15 protein-coding genes are annotated in these 17,106 nt (G+C 64.6%); 5 read left to right on the top strand and 10 right to left on the bottom strand.

The annotated features are described in order from the left end of the window. Nucleotides 1–284 precede the first annotated feature (284 nt). Entirely contained in the window at nt 285–1,238 is a 954-nt protein-coding gene (locus MUU56_RS16895) for a ring-cleaving dioxygenase (protein ID WP_244768444.1), read from the top strand. A gap of 74 nt (nt 1,239–1,312) precedes the next feature. Continuing rightward, nucleotides 1,313–1,870 carry an NADPH-dependent FMN reductase gene (locus tag MUU56_RS16890; RefSeq protein ID WP_244768443.1) on the top strand — a complete coding sequence of 186 codons (558 nt, stop codon included), beginning with the start codon at nt 1,313–1,315 and terminating at the stop codon, nt 1,868–1,870. Between the two features lie 46 nt (nt 1,871–1,916). On the opposite strand, the gene MUU56_RS16885 is transcribed toward MUU56_RS16890, so the two are convergent. Continuing rightward, nucleotides 1,917–3,473: a VOC family protein gene (locus MUU56_RS16885; protein WP_244768442.1), complete on the bottom strand. Its 1,557-nt coding sequence runs from the start codon at nt 3,471–3,473 to the stop codon at nt 1,917–1,919. A 155-nt stretch (nt 3,474–3,628) separates the two neighbouring features. Further along, nucleotides 3,629–3,847: a hypothetical protein gene (locus MUU56_RS16880; RefSeq protein ID WP_244768441.1), complete on the bottom strand. Its 219-nt coding sequence runs from the start codon at nt 3,845–3,847 to the stop codon at nt 3,629–3,631. 692 nt (nt 3,848–4,539) lie between these two features. Between MUU56_RS16880 and MUU56_RS16875 the strand changes: the two genes are divergently transcribed. Further along, nucleotides 4,540–5,931: an efflux transporter outer membrane subunit gene (locus MUU56_RS16875; RefSeq protein ID WP_244768507.1), complete on the top strand. Its 1,392-nt coding sequence runs from the start codon at nt 4,540–4,542 to the stop codon at nt 5,929–5,931. A gap of 119 nt (nt 5,932–6,050) precedes the next feature. On the opposite strand, the gene MUU56_RS16870 is transcribed toward MUU56_RS16875, so the two are convergent. Further along, a complete protein-coding gene (locus MUU56_RS16870; protein ID WP_244768440.1) occupies nt 6,051–6,725 on the bottom strand; it encodes a GntR family transcriptional regulator in 675 nt (224 codons plus the stop codon). Between the two features lie 113 nt (nt 6,726–6,838). On the opposite strand from MUU56_RS16870, the gene MUU56_RS16865 reads away from it, so the two are divergent. Further along, the gene (locus MUU56_RS16865; RefSeq protein ID WP_244768439.1) at nt 6,839–7,678 is read left to right on the top strand and encodes a fumarylacetoacetate hydrolase family protein; all 840 of its coding nucleotides are present in this window, start codon (nt 6,839–6,841) and stop codon (nt 7,676–7,678) included. 62 nt (nt 7,679–7,740) lie between these two features. Here the strand turns inward: MUU56_RS16865 and MUU56_RS16860 are convergent, their stop codons facing one another. Next, nucleotides 7,741–7,902, bottom strand: coding sequence for a hypothetical protein (locus tag MUU56_RS16860; protein WP_244768438.1), 162 nt, complete (start codon nt 7,900–7,902; stop codon nt 7,741–7,743). Between the two features lie 109 nt (nt 7,903–8,011). Continuing rightward, complete coding sequence (locus MUU56_RS16855; RefSeq protein ID WP_244768437.1) at nt 8,012–8,653, bottom strand: thermonuclease family protein; 642 nt, start codon at nt 8,651–8,653, stop codon at nt 8,012–8,014. Between the two features lie 313 nt (nt 8,654–8,966). Here MUU56_RS16855 and MUU56_RS16850 point away from each other — a divergent pair, with 313 nt between their 5' ends. Next, nucleotides 8,967–9,713 carry a sulfotransferase family 2 domain-containing protein gene (locus tag MUU56_RS16850; RefSeq protein WP_244768436.1) on the top strand — a complete coding sequence of 249 codons (747 nt, stop codon included), beginning with the start codon at nt 8,967–8,969 and terminating at the stop codon, nt 9,711–9,713. Between the two features lie 769 nt (nt 9,714–10,482). Here the strand turns inward: MUU56_RS16850 and MUU56_RS16845 are convergent. The 5 genes from MUU56_RS16845 to nac form a co-directional block, all read right to left on the bottom strand. Continuing rightward, entirely contained in the window at nt 10,483–11,187 is a 705-nt protein-coding gene (locus tag MUU56_RS16845) for an HpcH/HpaI aldolase family protein (protein ID WP_244768435.1), read from the bottom strand. Beyond that, complete coding sequence (locus MUU56_RS16840) at nt 11,184–11,996, bottom strand: SDR family NAD(P)-dependent oxidoreductase (protein WP_244768434.1); 813 nt, start codon at nt 11,994–11,996, stop codon at nt 11,184–11,186. Before MUU56_RS16840 ends, MUU56_RS16845 begins: the two co-directional genes overlap by 4 nt. A 70-nt stretch (nt 11,997–12,066) precedes the next feature. Beyond that, nucleotides 12,067–13,737, bottom strand: a complete 1,671-nt coding sequence (locus tag MUU56_RS16835) for a hydantoinase B/oxoprolinase family protein (RefSeq protein WP_244768433.1) — start codon at nt 13,735–13,737, stop codon at nt 12,067–12,069. An 11-nt stretch (nt 13,738–13,748) separates the two neighbouring features. After that, on the bottom strand, nt 13,749–15,812 hold the full coding sequence (locus MUU56_RS16830; protein ID WP_244768432.1) for a hydantoinase/oxoprolinase family protein: 2,064 nt from the start codon (nt 15,810–15,812) through the stop codon (nt 13,749–13,751). A gap of 318 nt (nt 15,813–16,130) precedes the next feature. After that, entirely contained in the window at nt 16,131–17,069 is a 939-nt protein-coding gene (gene nac / locus MUU56_RS16825; RefSeq protein ID WP_244768431.1) for a nitrogen assimilation transcriptional regulator NAC, read from the bottom strand. Between the last annotated feature and the right edge of the window lie 37 nt (nt 17,070–17,106).

Genomic DNA, 17,106 nt, shown 5'->3' with positions numbered 1-17,106 from the left:
CGGCGGACGCGGCGAAACAGAGACGAAGTCATTTCGCAGGCCGGCAGCGTAAGCGAATGCTGGTTTATGAAAGGATAAAATTTGAACGAAGCAATCGAACCCGGCCTCGCCCGCCGGCCGGCAGGCGCGGCAATGGAGGTTGCCGTTCAGGATAAGTGAACGATCCGTTCGTCCGCCCCGATCTTCCGGCACCGCCCGCGAAGGGCGATATTCGCCTCAACGCAAGGCCTCGCAACGGGGCGGCACAGATATCCCGGACTGTCTCCGGGGAGAGGAGCTTCATCATGACCCTGCAGCTCACAGGCATCCACCATCTGACGGCGATCACCGCGAACGCGCCGGAGAACCTGCGCTTCTACACGCAGGTCCTCGGCCTGCGCCTCGTCAAGAAGACCGTCAACCAGGACGACACCAGCGCCTATCACCTCTTTTACGCCGACGGCCTCGCCTCGCCCGGCACGGACCTCACCTTCTTCGACTGGCCGGTCGGCCACGAGCGGCGCGGCACGCACAGCGTCTCGCGCACCGGCCTGCGCGTCGCCAGCGTTGCGACGCTCGAATGGTGGAAGGCCCGCTTCGGCGAATTGAAGGTCAAGGCCGGCGAGATCCGTGATGTCGGCGGCCGCGCCAGCCTCGATTTCGAGGACGGCGAGGGGCAGCGTTTCCGTCTTGTCGCCGACGATGCCGGCGCGCCTGCCAATCCCTGGGCTAGAAGCCCGGTTCCGGCCGAGCACCAGCTCAAGGGCCTCGGCCCCATAACGCTCAGCGTGCCGGATATCCGCAACACCGAAGCCGTGCTGGTCCAGGTGATGAACATGCGGGAAACCGCGACCTATCCCAATCCGGACGGCGCGGGCGACGTGCATGTCTTCTCGATGGGCGAAGGCGGCCCGGCGGCCGAACTGCATGTCGCAGTCGAACCGGACCTGCCGGTCGCCCACCAGGGTGCCGGCGCCGTGCACCACGTCGCCTTCCGCGCGCCGGACGAGGAAGCGCTGCATGCCTGGACGGAGCGCCTGCGCGGCTTCCGCCTGCCCTCCAGCGGCGAGGTCGAGCGCTTCTACTTCCGCTCGCTCTATTTCCGCGAGCCGAACGGCATCCTGTTCGAGATCGCCACGGACGGCCCCGGTTTCGCCGTGGACGAGCCGCTTGAAACGCTGGGCGAGAGCCTGTCGCTGCCGCCCTTCCTCGAACCGCGCCGCGCGCAGATCGAGGCCCGGCTGAAGCCCCTCGTCTGAAACCGAAGAAACCCCGGCGTGACAAACCGTCCGCCGGGGTTTTTTATGCCCATGTTTTGGAAAGGAGAGTCGGGATGACGAAACTGGTGGCAATCTCGGGGAGCCTGCGCAAGGGTTCCTACAACACGGCGCTGCTGCGCGCCGCCCTCGCCATGGCGCCCGAAGGTGTGACGATCACCGAAGGCTCGATCCACGGCATTCCCCTTTATGACGCCGACGTGGAGGCAGAAGCGGGCCTTCCGGAAGCGGTGACACGGCTGAAGGACCTCGTGGCGGCGGCGGACGGCGTCGTTCTCTTCACGCCGGAATACAACAACGGCATTCCCGGCGTCTTCAAGAACGCCATCGACTGGATGAGCCGCCCCTCCTCCGACATTGCCCGCGTCTTCGGCGGCAAGCCCTTCGCCATCACCGGCGCCTCGCCCGGCAATTTCGGCACGATTCTGTCGCAGGAGGCCTGGCTGCCCGTCATGCGCACGCTCGGCACCGTGCCCTGGTTCGGCGCCAAGCTTCTGGTCTCGCGCGCCGGCAGCGTCATCGAGGACGGCCGGATCGCCGACGAGGCAACGCAAAAGAAGCTCGGTGATTTCATCGCCGGCTTCTCGGCCTTCGTGACGGAATACAAGCGATAGAAAGAAGGGGCGCGTCCTGCGACGCGCCCCTTTTTTTGCCCCGGCCTCAGCCGAGGATGCGTTCCCGGTAGGCCCTGGCGGCTTCCAGGTCCGCCGGGCCGATGTCGTGACCGGCGGCAAGCAGCCGGTTCTCGACCGATGCGCCGGCCGCCTTCAGATGCGCCTCGAGTTCGCCGGCATAGGCGCCGTAGGGATCCGACCGACCGGTGAGCATCAGCACGTTCGCCCCCGAAAGGTCCGCCTCCGGCACGGTTTCCAGCACGTTCATGCCGCGCAGCAGCACCGCGTTGCGGATGATGCCGGGATGCAGCAGCATGATCGCGCCGATCATGTTCGCGCCGTTCGAATAGCCGACGAACAGCGTCCTGTCCGGGTCGAGCCCGTAGGCCGCGTTCGCCCCTTCCATGAAGGCCGCGAAGGCTTCCGCCTCATCCGCAATGTCCCTCTGGTCGAAGGTCGTCACGGTCAGCCGGCGAAAGAAGCGCGGATAGCCCTCGTCGAGACTGCGGCCACGCGGGCTGAGCAGCACGGCATCGGGCGCGAGCTTCGTTCCGAAAGGCAGAAGGCTCGCCTCGTTGCCGCCGGTGCCGTGCAGGAGCACGATGGCGGCGCCATCAGGGGTTTCCGGCCGGTGCACCCGGTGGACGAAGGGCAGGTCCCGCTCGCTCATGCGCTCTTCTCCCGGCAGGGAGAACTGGGGAAGCCGCGCCCGGACATCCTCCGGCTCGGCGCGAAAATGCCGGGGCACGAACAGTTTCTCGCCAAGCGCCTCCAGCGGTTCATCCACCGTCATGCCGGGGCCGTCCGTCGCATATTCGAGCAGCGCCCCACCGGGTTCGCGCACATAGAGCGAATAGAAGTACTTCCGGTCGTGCACGTTGGTCTCGCCCGCCCCTTCGCTGGCAAGCCGGTCGGCGAGCGCCTCCACGGCGGAGCGGTCCGGTGCGCGCAGCGCGACATGGTCGATCGTGCCGGCGCCGGGCGCGGATGTCCAGAAGCCGCTCGCATCGCGAATGTCGAGCACGTCGGCCGCTTCGCCCGAGAGCCGGGTAATGCCATTCGCCGCCGCCACCGTCCGATAGCCGAAATGACCGGCGATGAAGGCTGCCGTCTCGGCCGGCTTCTCGGAGAAGATCGTCGCGCCGCGGATGCGCTGGACGGCGTCGGCCGCCGCAATGTCCTTCGTGACATGGGGCGCCGGGCCGTCCACATCGGCCTCGCCGACGAGCTTGACGATGATGCCGTCCGGATCCTTCAGCCGGAGCACGGGTTCGCCGAACTCCTGCGCCGGGCCGCTCGTCGCGATGTTCTGCGTCAGCGCGCGCGTCAGCCAGAAGCCGATCGCCTCCGGCTTGATGGCAAGGGCGATCTCGGCGGGCTGGCCAAGGCCGACGCGGCCGGGCGACCCGTCCTCCCAGGCAAGGAAGGTGACCAGCGAGCCGGGGCTGGCCGCCGCATCGCCATAGATGAGGTGAAGCTGGTCGGCGTCCTCGTAACCCGCCGTGCGCTTGACGAGGCGCAGGCCGAGAAAGCCCACGTAGAAATCGACGTTCGCCTGGATCTTCCGGGTAATCGCCGTGATATGATGGATGCCACTAACCATGGGGCACCTCCTTTCGCGGGCTACACAACCAGCATTCGGCGCCCCGCGCCAGCCGCCGCCCGGTGAATGCACTGTCCACAAAACGAAACCGGCCCCGCTGGCGGGCGGGGCCGGTGGATCCCGGTGCCAGGGACACCGGATCATCTGGATTGGGCTCAGGCGGCCGCGATACGGGCCGACGACATCGCCCGCGTGGAGGCGGACGGATCGTTGAGGAGACGGCGGATCGCCACGCGCGCCTCGTCTGCCGAGGAGAAGCGCTGGGAATCCAGATCCCACACGGAATATTTGACAGCCACGAACTTCAGCCGATCCTCATCGGGAACGACGACGCCGACGGCCTCACCACCGATTTCGATAACCTGCTTTTGCATAACAACTCCTGCCGCACCGAAGGCACAGCTCATTCAAATCTTGCGCTAAAATCGAAGAGGGACGTCAGATCACATTCGGCAGAGGGCCGTATGCGCTTTCCCTGTAATCGTTTCACGACAGGAGTACGCCACACGCACGGAGGCGATGCAGTTGATATCGTACATGACACACTCCCTCTTGTTGGCGCTGACGCTCTAAAATGGACGCGTCAGAGTGGACCGGGATAAAACGCATTCGGTCCTCATGCGATGCTCCAACACATAAGCGGCTCTTCCTTCCTTGTCAATGGAATCCGCAGAATTTTGGAATAAATTACTGCCGGATTTGTGTGACAATTCGAATCAGAAAATAATGTTCGCGCTCGCAGCATTTTTCAGGAAAATATGTCGCGAAGACGAGGATTCCGGGGAAATGCCGTGGCGCAACCTGATCGCGCAGCCACAACCACCCGCTTGCGCGTGACGAGCAAAGACGGGAGCCCTGGGCAAATGCTCCAGTTGCCTGGCGGACACACCCTCCGAATGAAGCGGGGAAAAAACGCTGTGGGACCATTCTTTTTTTAGGGGAAGGCTCGATCTTCCCTCCAAACATGAATAAAGAGTGAATCTCGATTTTGTTCTGTTAATAAGTACGCCACGAGCGCTGGCAGGGTAGGCCCATGAATTTCACCAGGACGCTTTTTCCGTTGAGCATGCTTCTCCTGTCCGGCTGCGTCGTCGGCCCCGACTATCAGAAGCCCGACACCGCCCTTCCTGCCAAGTTTTCCGAAAGCAAGGCCACGAGCGGCGAGAACGTGACGCTCAATCCGTGGTGGGAATCCTTCCGCGACAAGCGCCTCAACGATCTCGTCCATCAGGGCATGGCCGAAAACCTCACCGTGCTGCAGGCCCTGGAGCGCATCACGGCGGCCGAGGCGAATGTCATCGTCGCCGGCGCCGGCGCGCTGCCGAGCATCGGCGCTTCGGCGGAAGCCTCGGCAAGCGGCCAGGACGGCGACTACCTGCGTCGCACCTCGGGCCGCGATTCATCTTCCTCGAAGTCGCTGACTGCCGGTGCGAGCGCCTCCTGGCTGCTCGACTTCTTCGGCCAGTACCGCCGCTCGAAGGAAGCCGCCAACGCCTCGCTCGACGCCGCCTATGACGATGTCAACGTCGCGCGCCTCGCCTATCTCTCCGACCTCGTGTCGAGCTACGTCAATGCGCGCTACTACCAGGAAGCGCTGGCGCTCAACCGCAAGAACCTGGAATCGCGCCGCGAGACGCTGAAGCTGACCAACGAGATCAAGGAGGCGGGCGCCGCCTCGAGCCTCGACGTGCTGCAGACCGAAGGCCTCGTCAACCAGACGCTGGCCGAGCTGCCCGCGCTTGAAACCGGCTTCCACCAGTCGGCGAACCATATCGCGACCCTGCTCGGCCTGCCGGCCAGCACGATCACCTCCAGCCTGATCAAGGGCGCGGCCCAGCCGATGCCGCGCTATGCGACGCGCACCGGCATTCCGGCGGACCTCATCCGCAACCGTCCGGACATCCGCGCGGCCGAGCGGCGCCTGCAGGCGGCAACGGCGCAGATCGGCGTGGCCGAGGCCGATCTCTATCCGAGCATCGAGCTCGGCGGCTCGATCGGCGCGACGCGCAACTTCACCAGCGCCGCCACCGGCAACCTGACGAGCTGGTCCTTCGGCCCGACGCTGTCGCTGCCGATCTTCAACGGCGGCTCGCTGAAGGCGCGGGTCAAGATCGCCCGTTCGGAAGCCGAGCAGCAGTACCTGACCTGGAAGTCGACGGTCCTCAACGCCGTCGAGGAAGTGGAAAACGCACAGACGGCGCTGATCCGCGACGGCCAGACGGTCGCCGCGCTGCGCAAGGTCGTCAATTCCTACGAGCAGACGCTGAACCTTGCCCGCGAAAGCTATCGCGGCGGCGCCAGCACCATCCTCGACGTGCTCGATGCCGAGCGCAACGTCGCCTCGGCCCGCCTGTCGCTCGCCTCCGCGATCCGCCAGCTCGCCCGCGACTACGTCGCCCTGAACGTGGCGATCGGCGGCGGTGCGGAAATCGGCTCGGCGACCGTCGCCAGCAAGTAAGGCGAAACGCTTCATCCGGGTCTTACCCGGTGTCGGACACGAACGGGAGCGGCAGGCCGAGGCCTGCCGCTCCCGTCTTTATTCCGCTGTCCTGAACACGGGGCCGCACCAGAACGGTTCTAGACCGCAAAAAAGCCCTCGAGCGCCGCCGCGGTCCTGCCGTAATGGTCGCGCAATGCCGCGGCCGCGCCCTCGGCATCCCGCGCAAGCGCCAGTTCCATCAGCCGGCGATGTTCCCCCGCAACGTCCCGTGCGGTGCCGAGCAGGCTGACCGACAGACGCCGATAGCGGTCGGCGCGCGAAAACAGCTTCTCGCAGATTTCCAGGAGGGCCGGCGAGCCGCAGGCCGAAATGAGCGCGGCATGGAAGGCGGCATGCCGCGCCTCCCAGTCCTCGCGCATCGCCGACGGGATATCCTCGCGCGCCTGCGGGATGCGCGCCATCAGGTGATGGGCGGCGATCACCCTCCCCTCCCAGTCGGCGTCCCCCCGCAGCACCGAAAGCCGCAGCGCCTCCCCCTCGCAGAGCTGCCGCGTCGCCGTGATGTCGCGCAACTCCTCCAGCGACAGGCGCGCGACGCTGTAGCCGCGGTGGTCGTCCAGCACCGTGAACCCCTCCGCCGTCAGCCGCGCCAGCGCCTCGCGCACCGGCGTCACGCTCATGCCGCACAGCGCCTGGAGATCGGCAAAGCGCAGCCGGTCGCCGGGCTTGACCGCGCCGGTGCGGATCGCCTGCCGGATCGCCTCATAGGCGTCCCCCGCCAGGGTGCGTCCACCTGCCTTCTTCTGCTCCATCACGCCTCGCCGAATTTATAAAGGTCGCAGGATTTTCGAAAATCATTGACTTGATGTAAAACCAAGGGAATGGTGCGCGCAACCGAAATCGGTGGCACCCAACGGAGGTTCTCATGAAACTGGTGCGCTTTGGCGCGGCGGGCGCGGAAAAGCCCGGACTGATCGATGCGGACGGCAAGGTCCGCGACCTTTCCGGCCTGGTGCCGGATATTGCCGGCGACGTGCTCCGCCGGGAGGGCCTGAAGCGCCTTGCCGCCGTCGATCCGAAGAGCCTGCCGCTCGCACCGGAAGGCAGCCGCTTCGGCGCCTGCGTCGGCCGCGTCGGCAATTTCATCGCCGTCGGCCTCAACTATGCGGACCATGCGGCCGAAAGCGGCATGGCCGTGCCGAGCGAGCCGGTGCTGTTCAACAAGGCCCCCTCCTGCGTCGTCGGTCCCGACGACACGATCCTCATCCCCCGCGGTTCGGAAAAGACGGACTGGGAAGTGGAGCTTGCCGTCGTCATCGGCGAGCGCGCCTCCTACGTCTCGGAGGCCGATGCCCTCGACTATGTCGCCGGCTACTGCGTCTGCAACGACATTTCCGAACGCGCCTACCAGCTGGAGCGCGGCGGCCAGTGGACCAAGGGCAAGGGCTGCCCGACCTTCGGCCCGATCGGCCCCTGGCTGGTCACCACGGACGAGGTGGATACCGCCGATCTTGCCATGACGCTCAGCGTCAACGGCGAACTGGTGCAGAACGGCTCCTCGAGCACCATGGTCTTCAAGGTGCCCTTCCTCGTGCATTACATCTCGCAGTTCATGGCGCTGGAGCCCGGCGACGTCATCACCACCGGCACGCCGCCCGGCGTCGGCATGGGCATGAAGCCGCCGCGTTACCTGAAGCCCGGCGACCGCATGGAAGTCTCCATTGCCGGCCTCGGCGTGCAGCGCCAGGTCGCCGCCGCGGGGTAAGTATTGTACCGGATGGCCCAAAAGCGAGAGGGGCCTCAAGGGCCCCTCTTTCGTGTCGGCGATCAGTGCACCGTCGCGGGCGGGGCCTCGTCGCCGAGGATGCGGAAAGCTTCGTCCAGCGCGGCCACGAGGATGTCCGTCAGCTCATCCGCATCGTTTTCGAGGAGAAAGAGCGCGACCGTTGCATTGTCCGGATCGCTGTAGCGCTCGAGGTCGTTCGACATGTCATTGTCCCTTTCCAGCCGGCACCATCCCGGTTAACGGAAAGCATAGGGACGCAGGCTTGCGTCTGGCTTGTGCCGGAAAGGCACAGGTTGCGCAAGGCCGAATCCGTCAACCGCACCAGGATTGATGCTTGCCCGTCCAGGGCCTCGCAAGCCCTTCCGCGACCAGCCGCTGGCCGACCGACTGCCCGCCGCGCAGAACAAGATGCGGCGCCGCGCCAGCCTTGCCGGACGCCTCGCCCTTGGCCACCAGCGTGACATCGCCCTCGTTGAGGATCTCGCGCAGCCGGAGCTTCGCATCGCCCCCGCGCAGGCGCTCCGCATCGCAGCGCGCGCCGGCGATCGCCGGCGTGTCGACATCGGCAAGCCGCACCTTGCGGCCGGCATAGAGGATGGTGCTGCCGTCGAGCACGCAATAATCGGTCTGCGTCGTGCAGATGAACCATTTGCCCGAGAATGCCGGCAGCTTTTCCGGCATCGGCAGCGCCTGCTCCACGGCCTTTTCGGCCGGCCGCTGCTTCGGCCGCGCCAGCACCGCCTCGCGCTCGGCCGTCTTTTCCTTGCGCTCGATCGAGGCCGTCTTGATCCCCGTCGCCGACGTTTCTGGCCCCGGCAGGCGGTTGTCCATGTAGAGAATGCCGCCGATCACCGCCGCGCCCAGCAAATACCAGTGCACCATGCCGCCGCGCCGCGTGGCCGCGGATCGCCGTGGTGCCGATGTCTTTTTTCGCCTGCTCGTCTTCTTCGCCATACCCGGTCTCCTGGCCGGACAGTGCGACGATCTCATAAAGATATGGTTAGCAGGATATGAGGACGCCGCTCCGGCCTCGCTCAGGACCCCGGACAGCAACCGCAAGGCTCGCCAGCTCGCAGCACCGCCAGCCAAGTCTGCACCAGGAATATTCTACTAATCTAGTCAACTACGCAAAATTATCACAAGCTTTCTGGATACAGGGAACGATTCATACTACAGTTCTCCTGAATCAAGAAAGCGCCACGGGAAATTGCGCCTGACCATTCGCTTGAAAGAGCGAGCCGACATACTGAGTTTTGAGGAGACTGCCTTGGTCGTTACAGTGGATAAAATAAAAGTTGCTTATTTCCCCGTCCCGAAGGCAGCGAATACTTCAATGAAGCATCTCCTCCACAGCATCAAGACTGGAGAGGGATTTACAACCATCAAGGATGAGGCGACCGGGGCTATCCGGCATATTCATAAAGAGTATAAGACGCCAAAATTTTCGACGATCAATCCCGACGACTATCAGAAATTCTTCAGAATAGCGATCGTCCGAGACCCGGTGGACAGGGTCGTTTCCGCCTGGCGAAACAGGGTGATGCACCACAAGGAGTTGGAAGCCGAAAATATCGCCGAAAGGATGGCTTCCCTCGGTCTCAGAAAGACGCCAACACTTCAGGAATTCGTTGATAGACTTTCAGAATACAGAAGCGTAAGCAAATCCATTTCGATTCACACAGACCCTCTTACAGACTTTCTTGGAAAAGATGAAAAATACTACAACCTCATTTTTAATATCTCCGATTCGCAACAGATAGAGACTTTCTTTTCGACCCTTACAGGCGAGCAGAAAAAGCTCCCGCGCAAGCAAATGGGAGGACCACCGGCAGACAGAAGCGAATTGACGGGAGAACTGATAAAAAATCTGGAAGATATATACGGGGACGATTACAGGGTCTTCGGAAAATTTCTTTCAAACAAGACAGACATTGAAAAAGTTATTTACTTGGCAAGAAAACATAAGTCCTCTCTTGGAGGATTTTTTGGAAGATTGCGATTCTTATTGAAATAATCGGGAAATACATTTTTTGAATCATCGCTAATATATGGCGGCATTCCGAAAAATACACATACCGCCATTGCGATTTGCGACGTGCAGCCGCTTCCAAAAGGAATTTTTACCCTGTCGTATCAAGCAACGCGCCAGCATGATTGACGGCGCATACACCACGGCGCAAGCGGAAGCTCAGACAGAGGCCTACCACCTTTCCGGCAAGCTCGCCGAGCGCCATTGCGAAACCAGCCAATCCTGAAGTGCCGTGCGGCGACACCCCGCCGACAACCACCACATCATTCCACAATGTCCACCCACCGCTCCGAAGCTGCCGCGCTTTTCAGGCCATATCGGAAGAAACAGCTACGCCGTAACACTGCCCCGGCAGAACTCGCGCTGGTCGCCACATCGACGTCCACGAAGAATGATGTCTCGTACCGCGAAATTGCATAAGAAGAATACGCTTGCCGGAAAGCAGAAAGCCGGCTGGTGGCGGAGGAAGCGCTCATATCAGTCGCGATTCGTCTAAATATTTCAAAATATTAGAATTTCGTAAAATTCCAAGCTGCCAACAATACGTTTTCGCGTGCCACTTTCAACGCGACGGTAGAGCGTGGAGCACCATTTGATGTACCAGCGAACACCCATCGGCTACGCGGTGCATGGTGAAGTTGGCGTTCAAGCGCTCCCCGTACCAGGCTGGGTACGGCCAAACCTGCAACAGCTCGATCTTGCTCACGGGGATTCTCAAGAGAATGTGGTCGCCGGATTTCGTGTTTACGCAGGATCAGGCGCTGGCAAGGGCGCTCATTACCGCGGCCAGGCCGCGGCGCAGGAACGGATCGGAGTGGACGTAGAAGAACTGCACTCCTCGCTCGCGCCAGTGTGGGATCTCATCGAGCGTGGCAAGCGTGCCGGCAACCTTGCCGGCGGCGCGGATTTTTTGCACCGCCTCGGCGACCTTTTCCGTCACCACCGCCGGGCGCGGCTCGCCGAAAGGCGGGGCGGGCGCAAAGCCCATGTCCTGCGAAAGATCGCCCGGGCCGATGAAGAAGACGTCGATGCCCTCGACGGCGAGCATGGCTTCGAGATTATCGATGGCGCGCACCGTCTCGATCATCGCGACGACGAGGCGCTTTTCATGGTCGGCCGGCAGGGCGTAGCGCACCGCCTCCACGATGGCGCGGGCCTCCTCCGCCGTGTCGACCATCGGCACCATGATGCCGTCCGCCCCGGCATTGAGATAGCGGATGATCAGCGGGCGCTCATGCGACTGCGGGCGCACGATCGCCGCGCCGCCGACGGAGCGGACGATCTGCGCCGTCATGCGCACGTCCTCAAAACTCCAGGTGCCGTGCTCGCAATCGACAAAGACGCTGTCCGCCCCGAGCTCCACCAGCCGGGCGGCAAGGCCCGAAGAGGCGTGGTGCGGGGTGACCATGGTGACGGCCTCGCCGGCGGCAAGCCGCGCGCGCAGTTTCGCGCCGTTCATCGGCGCTTCTCCTTCGGAAGGTCCGGCGTGTCGGCGGGAGCGCCGACCCAGCGCGCCGTCTCGATATCGGCGGAGGTGTCGCGCATGAATGTCGGGCAGATGTGCAGCTCGGGGATCATCGCGCCCTTTTGCAGGCTGGCGCAGAGCAGAATGGCGCGGGCGACGTCGTGCGGGTTCAGCATCACCGCGCGCTCGCTGTCGAGCGGCGGGCGGGCGCGGTTGTCCATGATCGGCGTGTCGGTCTCGCCGGGCAGGATCGTCGTCGCGCGGATGCCCTGGTTGCGATAGGTGTTGTGCAGGAAGGTCATGAAGTTCTTCACACCCGCCTTGGCCGCGCCATAGGCCGCCCCGCCGAGGAGGTTCGGATTGACCACGGCGAGCGAGGAGACGGTGATGATCGTTCCCCCGCCCCTGGCGATCATGTCCTCCAGCACCGCCTGGGTGAGGTTGAAGACGGCGGTCAGGTTGATGTTGACCGTCGAGTTCCACTCCGCCTCGCTGATGAAGCGGGCGTTCAGCACCTTGCTGGCGCTGCCGGCATTGTTGACGAGGATGTCGACCGGCCCGAGCGTCTCGCGCACCCATTCGACGACGGAGAAGATCTCCTCCCGCGAGGCGATGTCGAGCGGGTGCGCCGCCGCCTTGCCGCCGCGCGCGGCGATCTCGGCCGCCACGTCCTCCAGCGGCCCGGCGCGCCGGCCGGTCAGCACCACATGGGCGCCCTCGCCGGCCAGCAGCAATGCCGTCTCCTTGCCGATCCCCGTTCCCGCGCCGGTGACGAGCGCAATCTTCCCGTCGAGCAATCCCATCTTCATCTCCTCCTGAAGTTCTTGCGCAATTCCGGACGCAAAACCGCTGCGCACTTTTGCTGGAATTGCTTTATTCCGCCGCCGCCCGTTCCTTATAGCCGTAGCGGGCGCGCGCCGCTTCCGGCGTGACCAGCCCTTCAGCGAGATCCTGCGCGACGAGATCGGCGCTGCGCTCGGCCGCCCGGCCCCAGCCGCCGCCGCCGGGGGTCTCGACCTCCAGCCGCTCGCCGGTCTTCAGCACGACCTTGCCCTTGGGAAACTGCGGCCGGCCTTCCTTCATCACCTTGCCGGGCGCGCCGCTCTCGCCGTCCACCACGCCGAAGCAGGGATGGCGCACGCGCTCGGAGGCGAGGTAGATGCTCATCGGGTTGCGGCCGAGATTGCGCAGCACCACGCGCTGGCCGAGCCCGCCACGATGTTTTCCCGCCCCGCCCGAGTCGGCGATCAGTTCCTTGCGCTCGGTCAGCACCGGCACGGCGATCTCGAACATCTCCACCGCCGTCACCTTGCAGTTCGACGGGAAGCTCAGCGTGTCGAGCCCGTCGAATTCCGCCCGCGCACCCTGCCCGCCGTGGAAATTCTGCACGGAGCCGTATTGCGAGCCGTCGTCGCGCTGGCCGACGCAATTGGCCGCCCAGATCGGCGCGCCGCCGCTGTCGCCCATCACCTTCTCCGGCACCACCTTCTCCAGCGCCCTGAAGATCAGCGAGGGGATGACGTGGCCGATCAGGTTGCGCGAATTGCCGGCCGTCCACTGCTGCGGATTGAGGATCGAGCCGAGCGGCGCCTCGTCGGTGATCGGCACGATGCAGCCCTCGTTGTTCGGCGTCTCCGGATCGAGCAGGCATTTCAGCGCATAGACCGAATGGGCATAGCGGTAATTGGTGCGGCAATTGATCGAATGCAGCACCTGGTCCGACGTGCCGGCATAATCGACATGGATCGAATCGTCCCTGACGATGACGGAGGCGCAGAGCTTCACGTCCGTATCGTAGCCGTCGAGCAGCACTTCGGCCGAATAGGTGCCGTTCGGCCATTCGCGGATCGCCTTGCGCGTCTGCGCCTCGGAGCGGGAATGGATCGCCTCGGCGAGCCCGTCAACATCATCGAGCCCGTATTCGTCAAGGAACTTCACCAGTTCCCGGCCCATGACATTGTTGGCGGCGATCATCGATTCGAGGTCGCCCTTCACCTCCGTCGGCAGGCGCACGGAGGCTGCGATGATGTCGAAGACATCCTCGTTCGGCACGCCGGCCTTGAGCAGCTTGACGATGGGGAAGCGGATGCCTTCCTCGAAAATGTCGCTCGCCTCCGAATGCAGCGGCGCGCCGCCGATATCGGGGAGATGTGCGATGGAACCGGCATAGGCGACGACCTTGCCGTTCTTGAAGATCGGCGTGATCATCGTCACGTCCGGCAGGTGGCCCGTGCCGATCTCCGGGTCGTTGGTGGCGAGCACGTCGCCTTCCTGCAGGGTCTCGACCGGGAATTTCGGCAGGAAATATTTCTGCGCGGCGACGGGCAGCGAGGTGATGAAGACGGGGATCGACCAGGTGCACTGGGCGAGCGCCCTGCCCTTGCTGTCCATCAGCACGGTCACATAGTCATGGTTCTCGCGCACGATGGGCGAGAAGGCCGTCTTGCCGAGCACGGTATCGGCCTGGTCGGCGATGAAGATCAGGCGGTTCCACATCACCTGGAGATTGATCGGATCGTTGAAATCGGTAGCGGTCTTCGACATCTGCCGTCCCCTTAATCGATGTTGATGACGAGGTTGCCGCTGGCATCCACGTGGAAGGTGCCGGCCGGGCCGACGACCGCGGTCGATTCACGCTGCTCGACGATGGCCGGTCCCTTGACCGCCGTGCCGACCGGCAGCTTGTAATGGTCGTAGACCGCCGTTTCCGTATAGGTCCCGATCTCCGGGAAATAGACCGGCCGGCTGCCCTTCCTTGCGTCCGCCACCTCGGTGCGGTGCGGCCGGGTGACCTGGTCCTTCTCGCCGCTCGCGCGCAGCCGCCAGGTGATCGCCTCGACGGGCGCGGCGACGGTGCGGCCGAACAGCTCGCGATAGAGCTTGAAGAAATTGTCGAGAAGCTGGCGGCGGAAGTCCTCCAGCGGCAGACCGCGATCCGGCAGGACGACAGTGATCTCGTGCCCCTGCCCGACATGGCGCATGTCGACGGTATAGCGGTTGCGGATCGTCGCCTTCTCGACGCCCGCCGCCGAGACGACTTCGGCGCCCTGGCCCGCGAGATCGTCGAGGATGGCGTTCATCGCGTCCATGTCCCAGCTATCGACCGCCATCGGATGGCTGACCGAAAGGTCGACCGCGACCGGCGCGATGAGGAGGCCGATGGCCGAGGTGACGCCCGCCCCCGTCGGGCAGATCACCCGCCTGATGCCGAGCTTGCGGGCGATGCCGTAGGCATGCACCGGCCCCGCGCCGCCGAAGGCGACCATGGGCAGCGAGCGCGGATCGACGCCGAGGTCGGTGGCATGCATCGCCGCCGCCTTGCTCATGGATTCGTTGACGAGGTCGTGGATGCCCCAGGCGCAACGCTCCACGGAGACGTTCAGCGCCGTCGCGAGCTCGGCCATCGCCTCCTGCGCCGCCTCCTTCGAGACCTTGAACGAGCCGCCAACGAAGGAGCCGGTGCCCATGTAGCCGAGCAGGATGTCGGCATCGGTGACGGTCGGTTCCGTGCCGCCGCGCTGGTAGGCGGCCGGACCGGGCGCGGCGCCCGCCGAGCGCGGGCCGACATCGAGCAGGCCGAGCGGGTTCTTCGCCGCGATCGAGCCGCCGCCCGCGCCGATCTCGATCATCTGGATCGACTGGATTTTCAGCGGATAGCCGGAGCCCTTGCGGAAGCGATGATAGTGCGCCACTTCGAGGTCGGTCCCGACGGTCGGCTCGCCGTTCGGGATGAGGCAGAGCTTTGCCGTCGTGCCGCCCATGTCGAAGGAGAGGACGCTCTCCTCCCCGGCGATGCGCCCGAACTCCGCCGCCGCCACCGCGCCGGCCGCCGGGCCGGATTCGATCAGCCGCACCGGCAGTTCCGCCGCGCGACGGCTAGGGACGAGGCCACCGGAAGACGTCATCCACAGCACCTGCCGGTCGATGCCCTTTTCGGCGAATTCGCGCTGGAGATGGGCGACATGGCCGGCCATCTGCGGCCTTGTATAGGCGTTGACGACGGTGGTGGAGGCGCGGTCGAACTCGCGCATCTCCGGGCAGACCTCCGAGGAGAGCGAGACGAAGATGTCCGGGTCCTCCTCGCGCAGGAGGGCGGCGACGCGCTTCTCGTGCTGCGGATATTTATAGGCATGCAGCAGGCAGACGGCGACGGAGCGGATGCCCCCCTCGCGTAGCCGGCCGGCGATCTCGCGCACGCTCTCTTCGGAAAGCGCGGTCATCACCGCGCCGTCGGCGGCGATGCGCTCCTCCGCGCCGTGGCAATTGGCGCGGGCGACCAGCGGGTCGGGATACTTGATGTTGAGGTCGTAGAGGTCGTAGCGCCCCTCGTTGCGGATGCGCAGCATATCCTGGAAGCCGGCGGTGGTGACGAAGCCGGTCTCGACGCCCTTGCGCTCCAGCACCGCATTGGTGACGACCGTGGTCGCGCCGAGCACCTGGAGGCCGGCAATGTCGATCGACCCGCCGTGCAGGTCGAGCAGTTCCGTGACACCCTGCACCACGGCCTCGGCCGGATTGTGCGGCGTGCTGAGCACCTTGTGGAGGTGCAGCTCGCCCGTGTCGTCGAGAAGGGCGAAGTCGGTGAAGGTCCCGCCAGTGTCGAAAGCCAGTTTTGCCATGTTTCCCTCGGAGCGCGGTCGGACGGTTCGAGCCTCGAACCCGTTGCTGCCCCAAGGGTAGGAGACGGAAGCGCGCCTTGGCCAACACAACTACCGTCTGCCGCCATAGGGTTTGGTTATGGCCGTCCTGCTCCGCCACACCCCCCTCTGCCCTGCCGGGCATCTCCCCCTCAAGGGGGGAGATCGGCAAGAAGCGAAAACCCTGCTCCATCAGCAACGTCAAAGATGGGCGAAACGGCGCTCCATCCAATCTCCCCCCTTGAGGGGGAGATGCCCGGCAGGGCAGAGGGGGGTGTGGCGGAGCAGGACGGCCGATGCTTAAACCGGCCGAATCCCCTGATGATGACTGCTCATCAGCCGCGAAACGATCTCAAGCAGCACCGAGCGGGCGGCGATCGCCGGCTCCGACAGCGGCAGGTGGTCGGAGACGCAGAGCGATATGGTGGCGTCGATCACCGGCTTGGTCAGCGCCCGCACCTCCGCGCCGGCAAAGCCCGAGGTCTCGGTCACCACGGAGGCCGGCAGGATGGTCGAGCCGAGGCCGTCGAGCACGGCGGCGCTGAGCGCAGGGACGGATTCGATCTCGGAGATGACCTCGGGCGAGACCCGGGCGCGGGCCAGCGCGTCGTCGATGAGGCGACGCAGGAGATGCGCCTTGCTGGGGAGCAGCAGGGGCACGTCCTGAAGCGCGGCGAGCGGCAGCGGGCGGCTGGGCTCGGCGGGGAACTGCGTGCCGGGCGGGGAGACGAGGAACATCTCCTCGCGAAACAGCGGCTGGAGCGTCACGCCCTTGATGGGATTGGCGGCGTAGATCAGCGCCATGTCCATCTTGCCGGTCATGATCAGCTCGGACAGGATATGGCCGAAGCTGTCGTTGACATGCAGGATGATATGCGGATGGCGCGCCCGCATCTCCTTCAGCAGCGGCAGCGAAAGCGCGCTGGAGGTGGAATAGGTGGCAAGGCCGATGGAGACGCGGCCGGCGACCGATTTCGCCGCCTGGTCGATGTCGATCTGCGCCTGGTCGAGCTGCTTCAGCATGAGCTGGGCATGGCGATAGAGGATCAGCCCCGCCTCGGTCGGCGCGATGCCGACATTGCTGCGGATCAGCAGCTTGTGCTTGAAATGGGTTTCGAGCGAGGCGATCTGCTGGGAGAGCGCCGGCTGGGCCGTGCGCAGGATCGCCGCCGCCCGGGAAACGCTTCCCGTGTCGACGATCTTGACGAAACTCTTCAGCTTGCGGAAATCGACGCTCATGGCCTCTCCCTTTGCCGGACCCTAAGCGTTCGGATGG

Source organism: Shinella yambaruensis, from assembly GCF_022899355.1.
Lineage (GTDB): Bacteria > Pseudomonadota > Alphaproteobacteria > Rhizobiales > Rhizobiaceae > Shinella > Shinella yambaruensis.
The sequence above is the reverse complement of the archived record's forward strand: the minus strand, read 5'-3'. Positions and strand labels throughout refer to the sequence as shown.

What these genes read in the sequence shown, in the direction of transcription:
- MUU56_RS16855 (WP_244768437.1), bottom strand. Translation starts at nt 8,653, where the DNA reads ATGGCGAAGAAGACGAGCAGGCGAAAAAAGACATCGGCACCACGGCGA.
- MUU56_RS16870 (WP_244768440.1), bottom strand. Translation starts at nt 6,725, where the DNA reads ATGGAGCAGAAGAAGGCAGGTGGACGCACCCTGGCGGGGGACGCCTAT.
- nac (WP_244768431.1), bottom strand. Translation starts at nt 17,069, where the DNA reads ATGAGCGTCGATTTCCGCAAGCTGAAGAGTTTCGTCAAGATCGTCGAC.
- MUU56_RS16830 (WP_244768432.1), bottom strand. Translation starts at nt 15,812, where the DNA reads ATGGCAAAACTGGCTTTCGACACTGGCGGGACCTTCACCGACTTCGCC.
- MUU56_RS16890 (WP_244768443.1), top strand. Translation starts at nt 1,313, where the DNA reads ATGACGAAACTGGTGGCAATCTCGGGGAGCCTGCGCAAGGGTTCCTAC.
- MUU56_RS16865 (WP_244768439.1), top strand. Translation starts at nt 6,839, where the DNA reads ATGAAACTGGTGCGCTTTGGCGCGGCGGGCGCGGAAAAGCCCGGACTG.
- MUU56_RS16885 (WP_244768442.1), bottom strand. Translation starts at nt 3,473, where the DNA reads ATGGTTAGTGGCATCCATCATATCACGGCGATTACCCGGAAGATCCAG.
- MUU56_RS16880 (WP_244768441.1), bottom strand. Translation starts at nt 3,847, where the DNA reads ATGCAAAAGCAGGTTATCGAAATCGGTGGTGAGGCCGTCGGCGTCGTC.
- MUU56_RS16895 (WP_244768444.1), top strand. Translation starts at nt 285, where the DNA reads ATGACCCTGCAGCTCACAGGCATCCACCATCTGACGGCGATCACCGCG.
- MUU56_RS16840 (WP_244768434.1), bottom strand. Translation starts at nt 11,996, where the DNA reads ATGGGATTGCTCGACGGGAAGATTGCGCTCGTCACCGGCGCGGGAACG.
- MUU56_RS16835 (WP_244768433.1), bottom strand. Translation starts at nt 13,737, where the DNA reads ATGTCGAAGACCGCTACCGATTTCAACGATCCGATCAATCTCCAGGTG.
- MUU56_RS16875 (WP_244768507.1), top strand. Translation starts at nt 4,540, where the DNA reads ATGCTTCTCCTGTCCGGCTGCGTCGTCGGCCCCGACTATCAGAAGCCC.
- MUU56_RS16860 (WP_244768438.1), bottom strand. Translation starts at nt 7,902, where the DNA reads ATGTCGAACGACCTCGAGCGCTACAGCGATCCGGACAATGCAACGGTC.
- MUU56_RS16845 (WP_244768435.1), bottom strand. Translation starts at nt 11,187, where the DNA reads ATGAACGGCGCGAAACTGCGCGCGCGGCTTGCCGCCGGCGAGGCCGTC.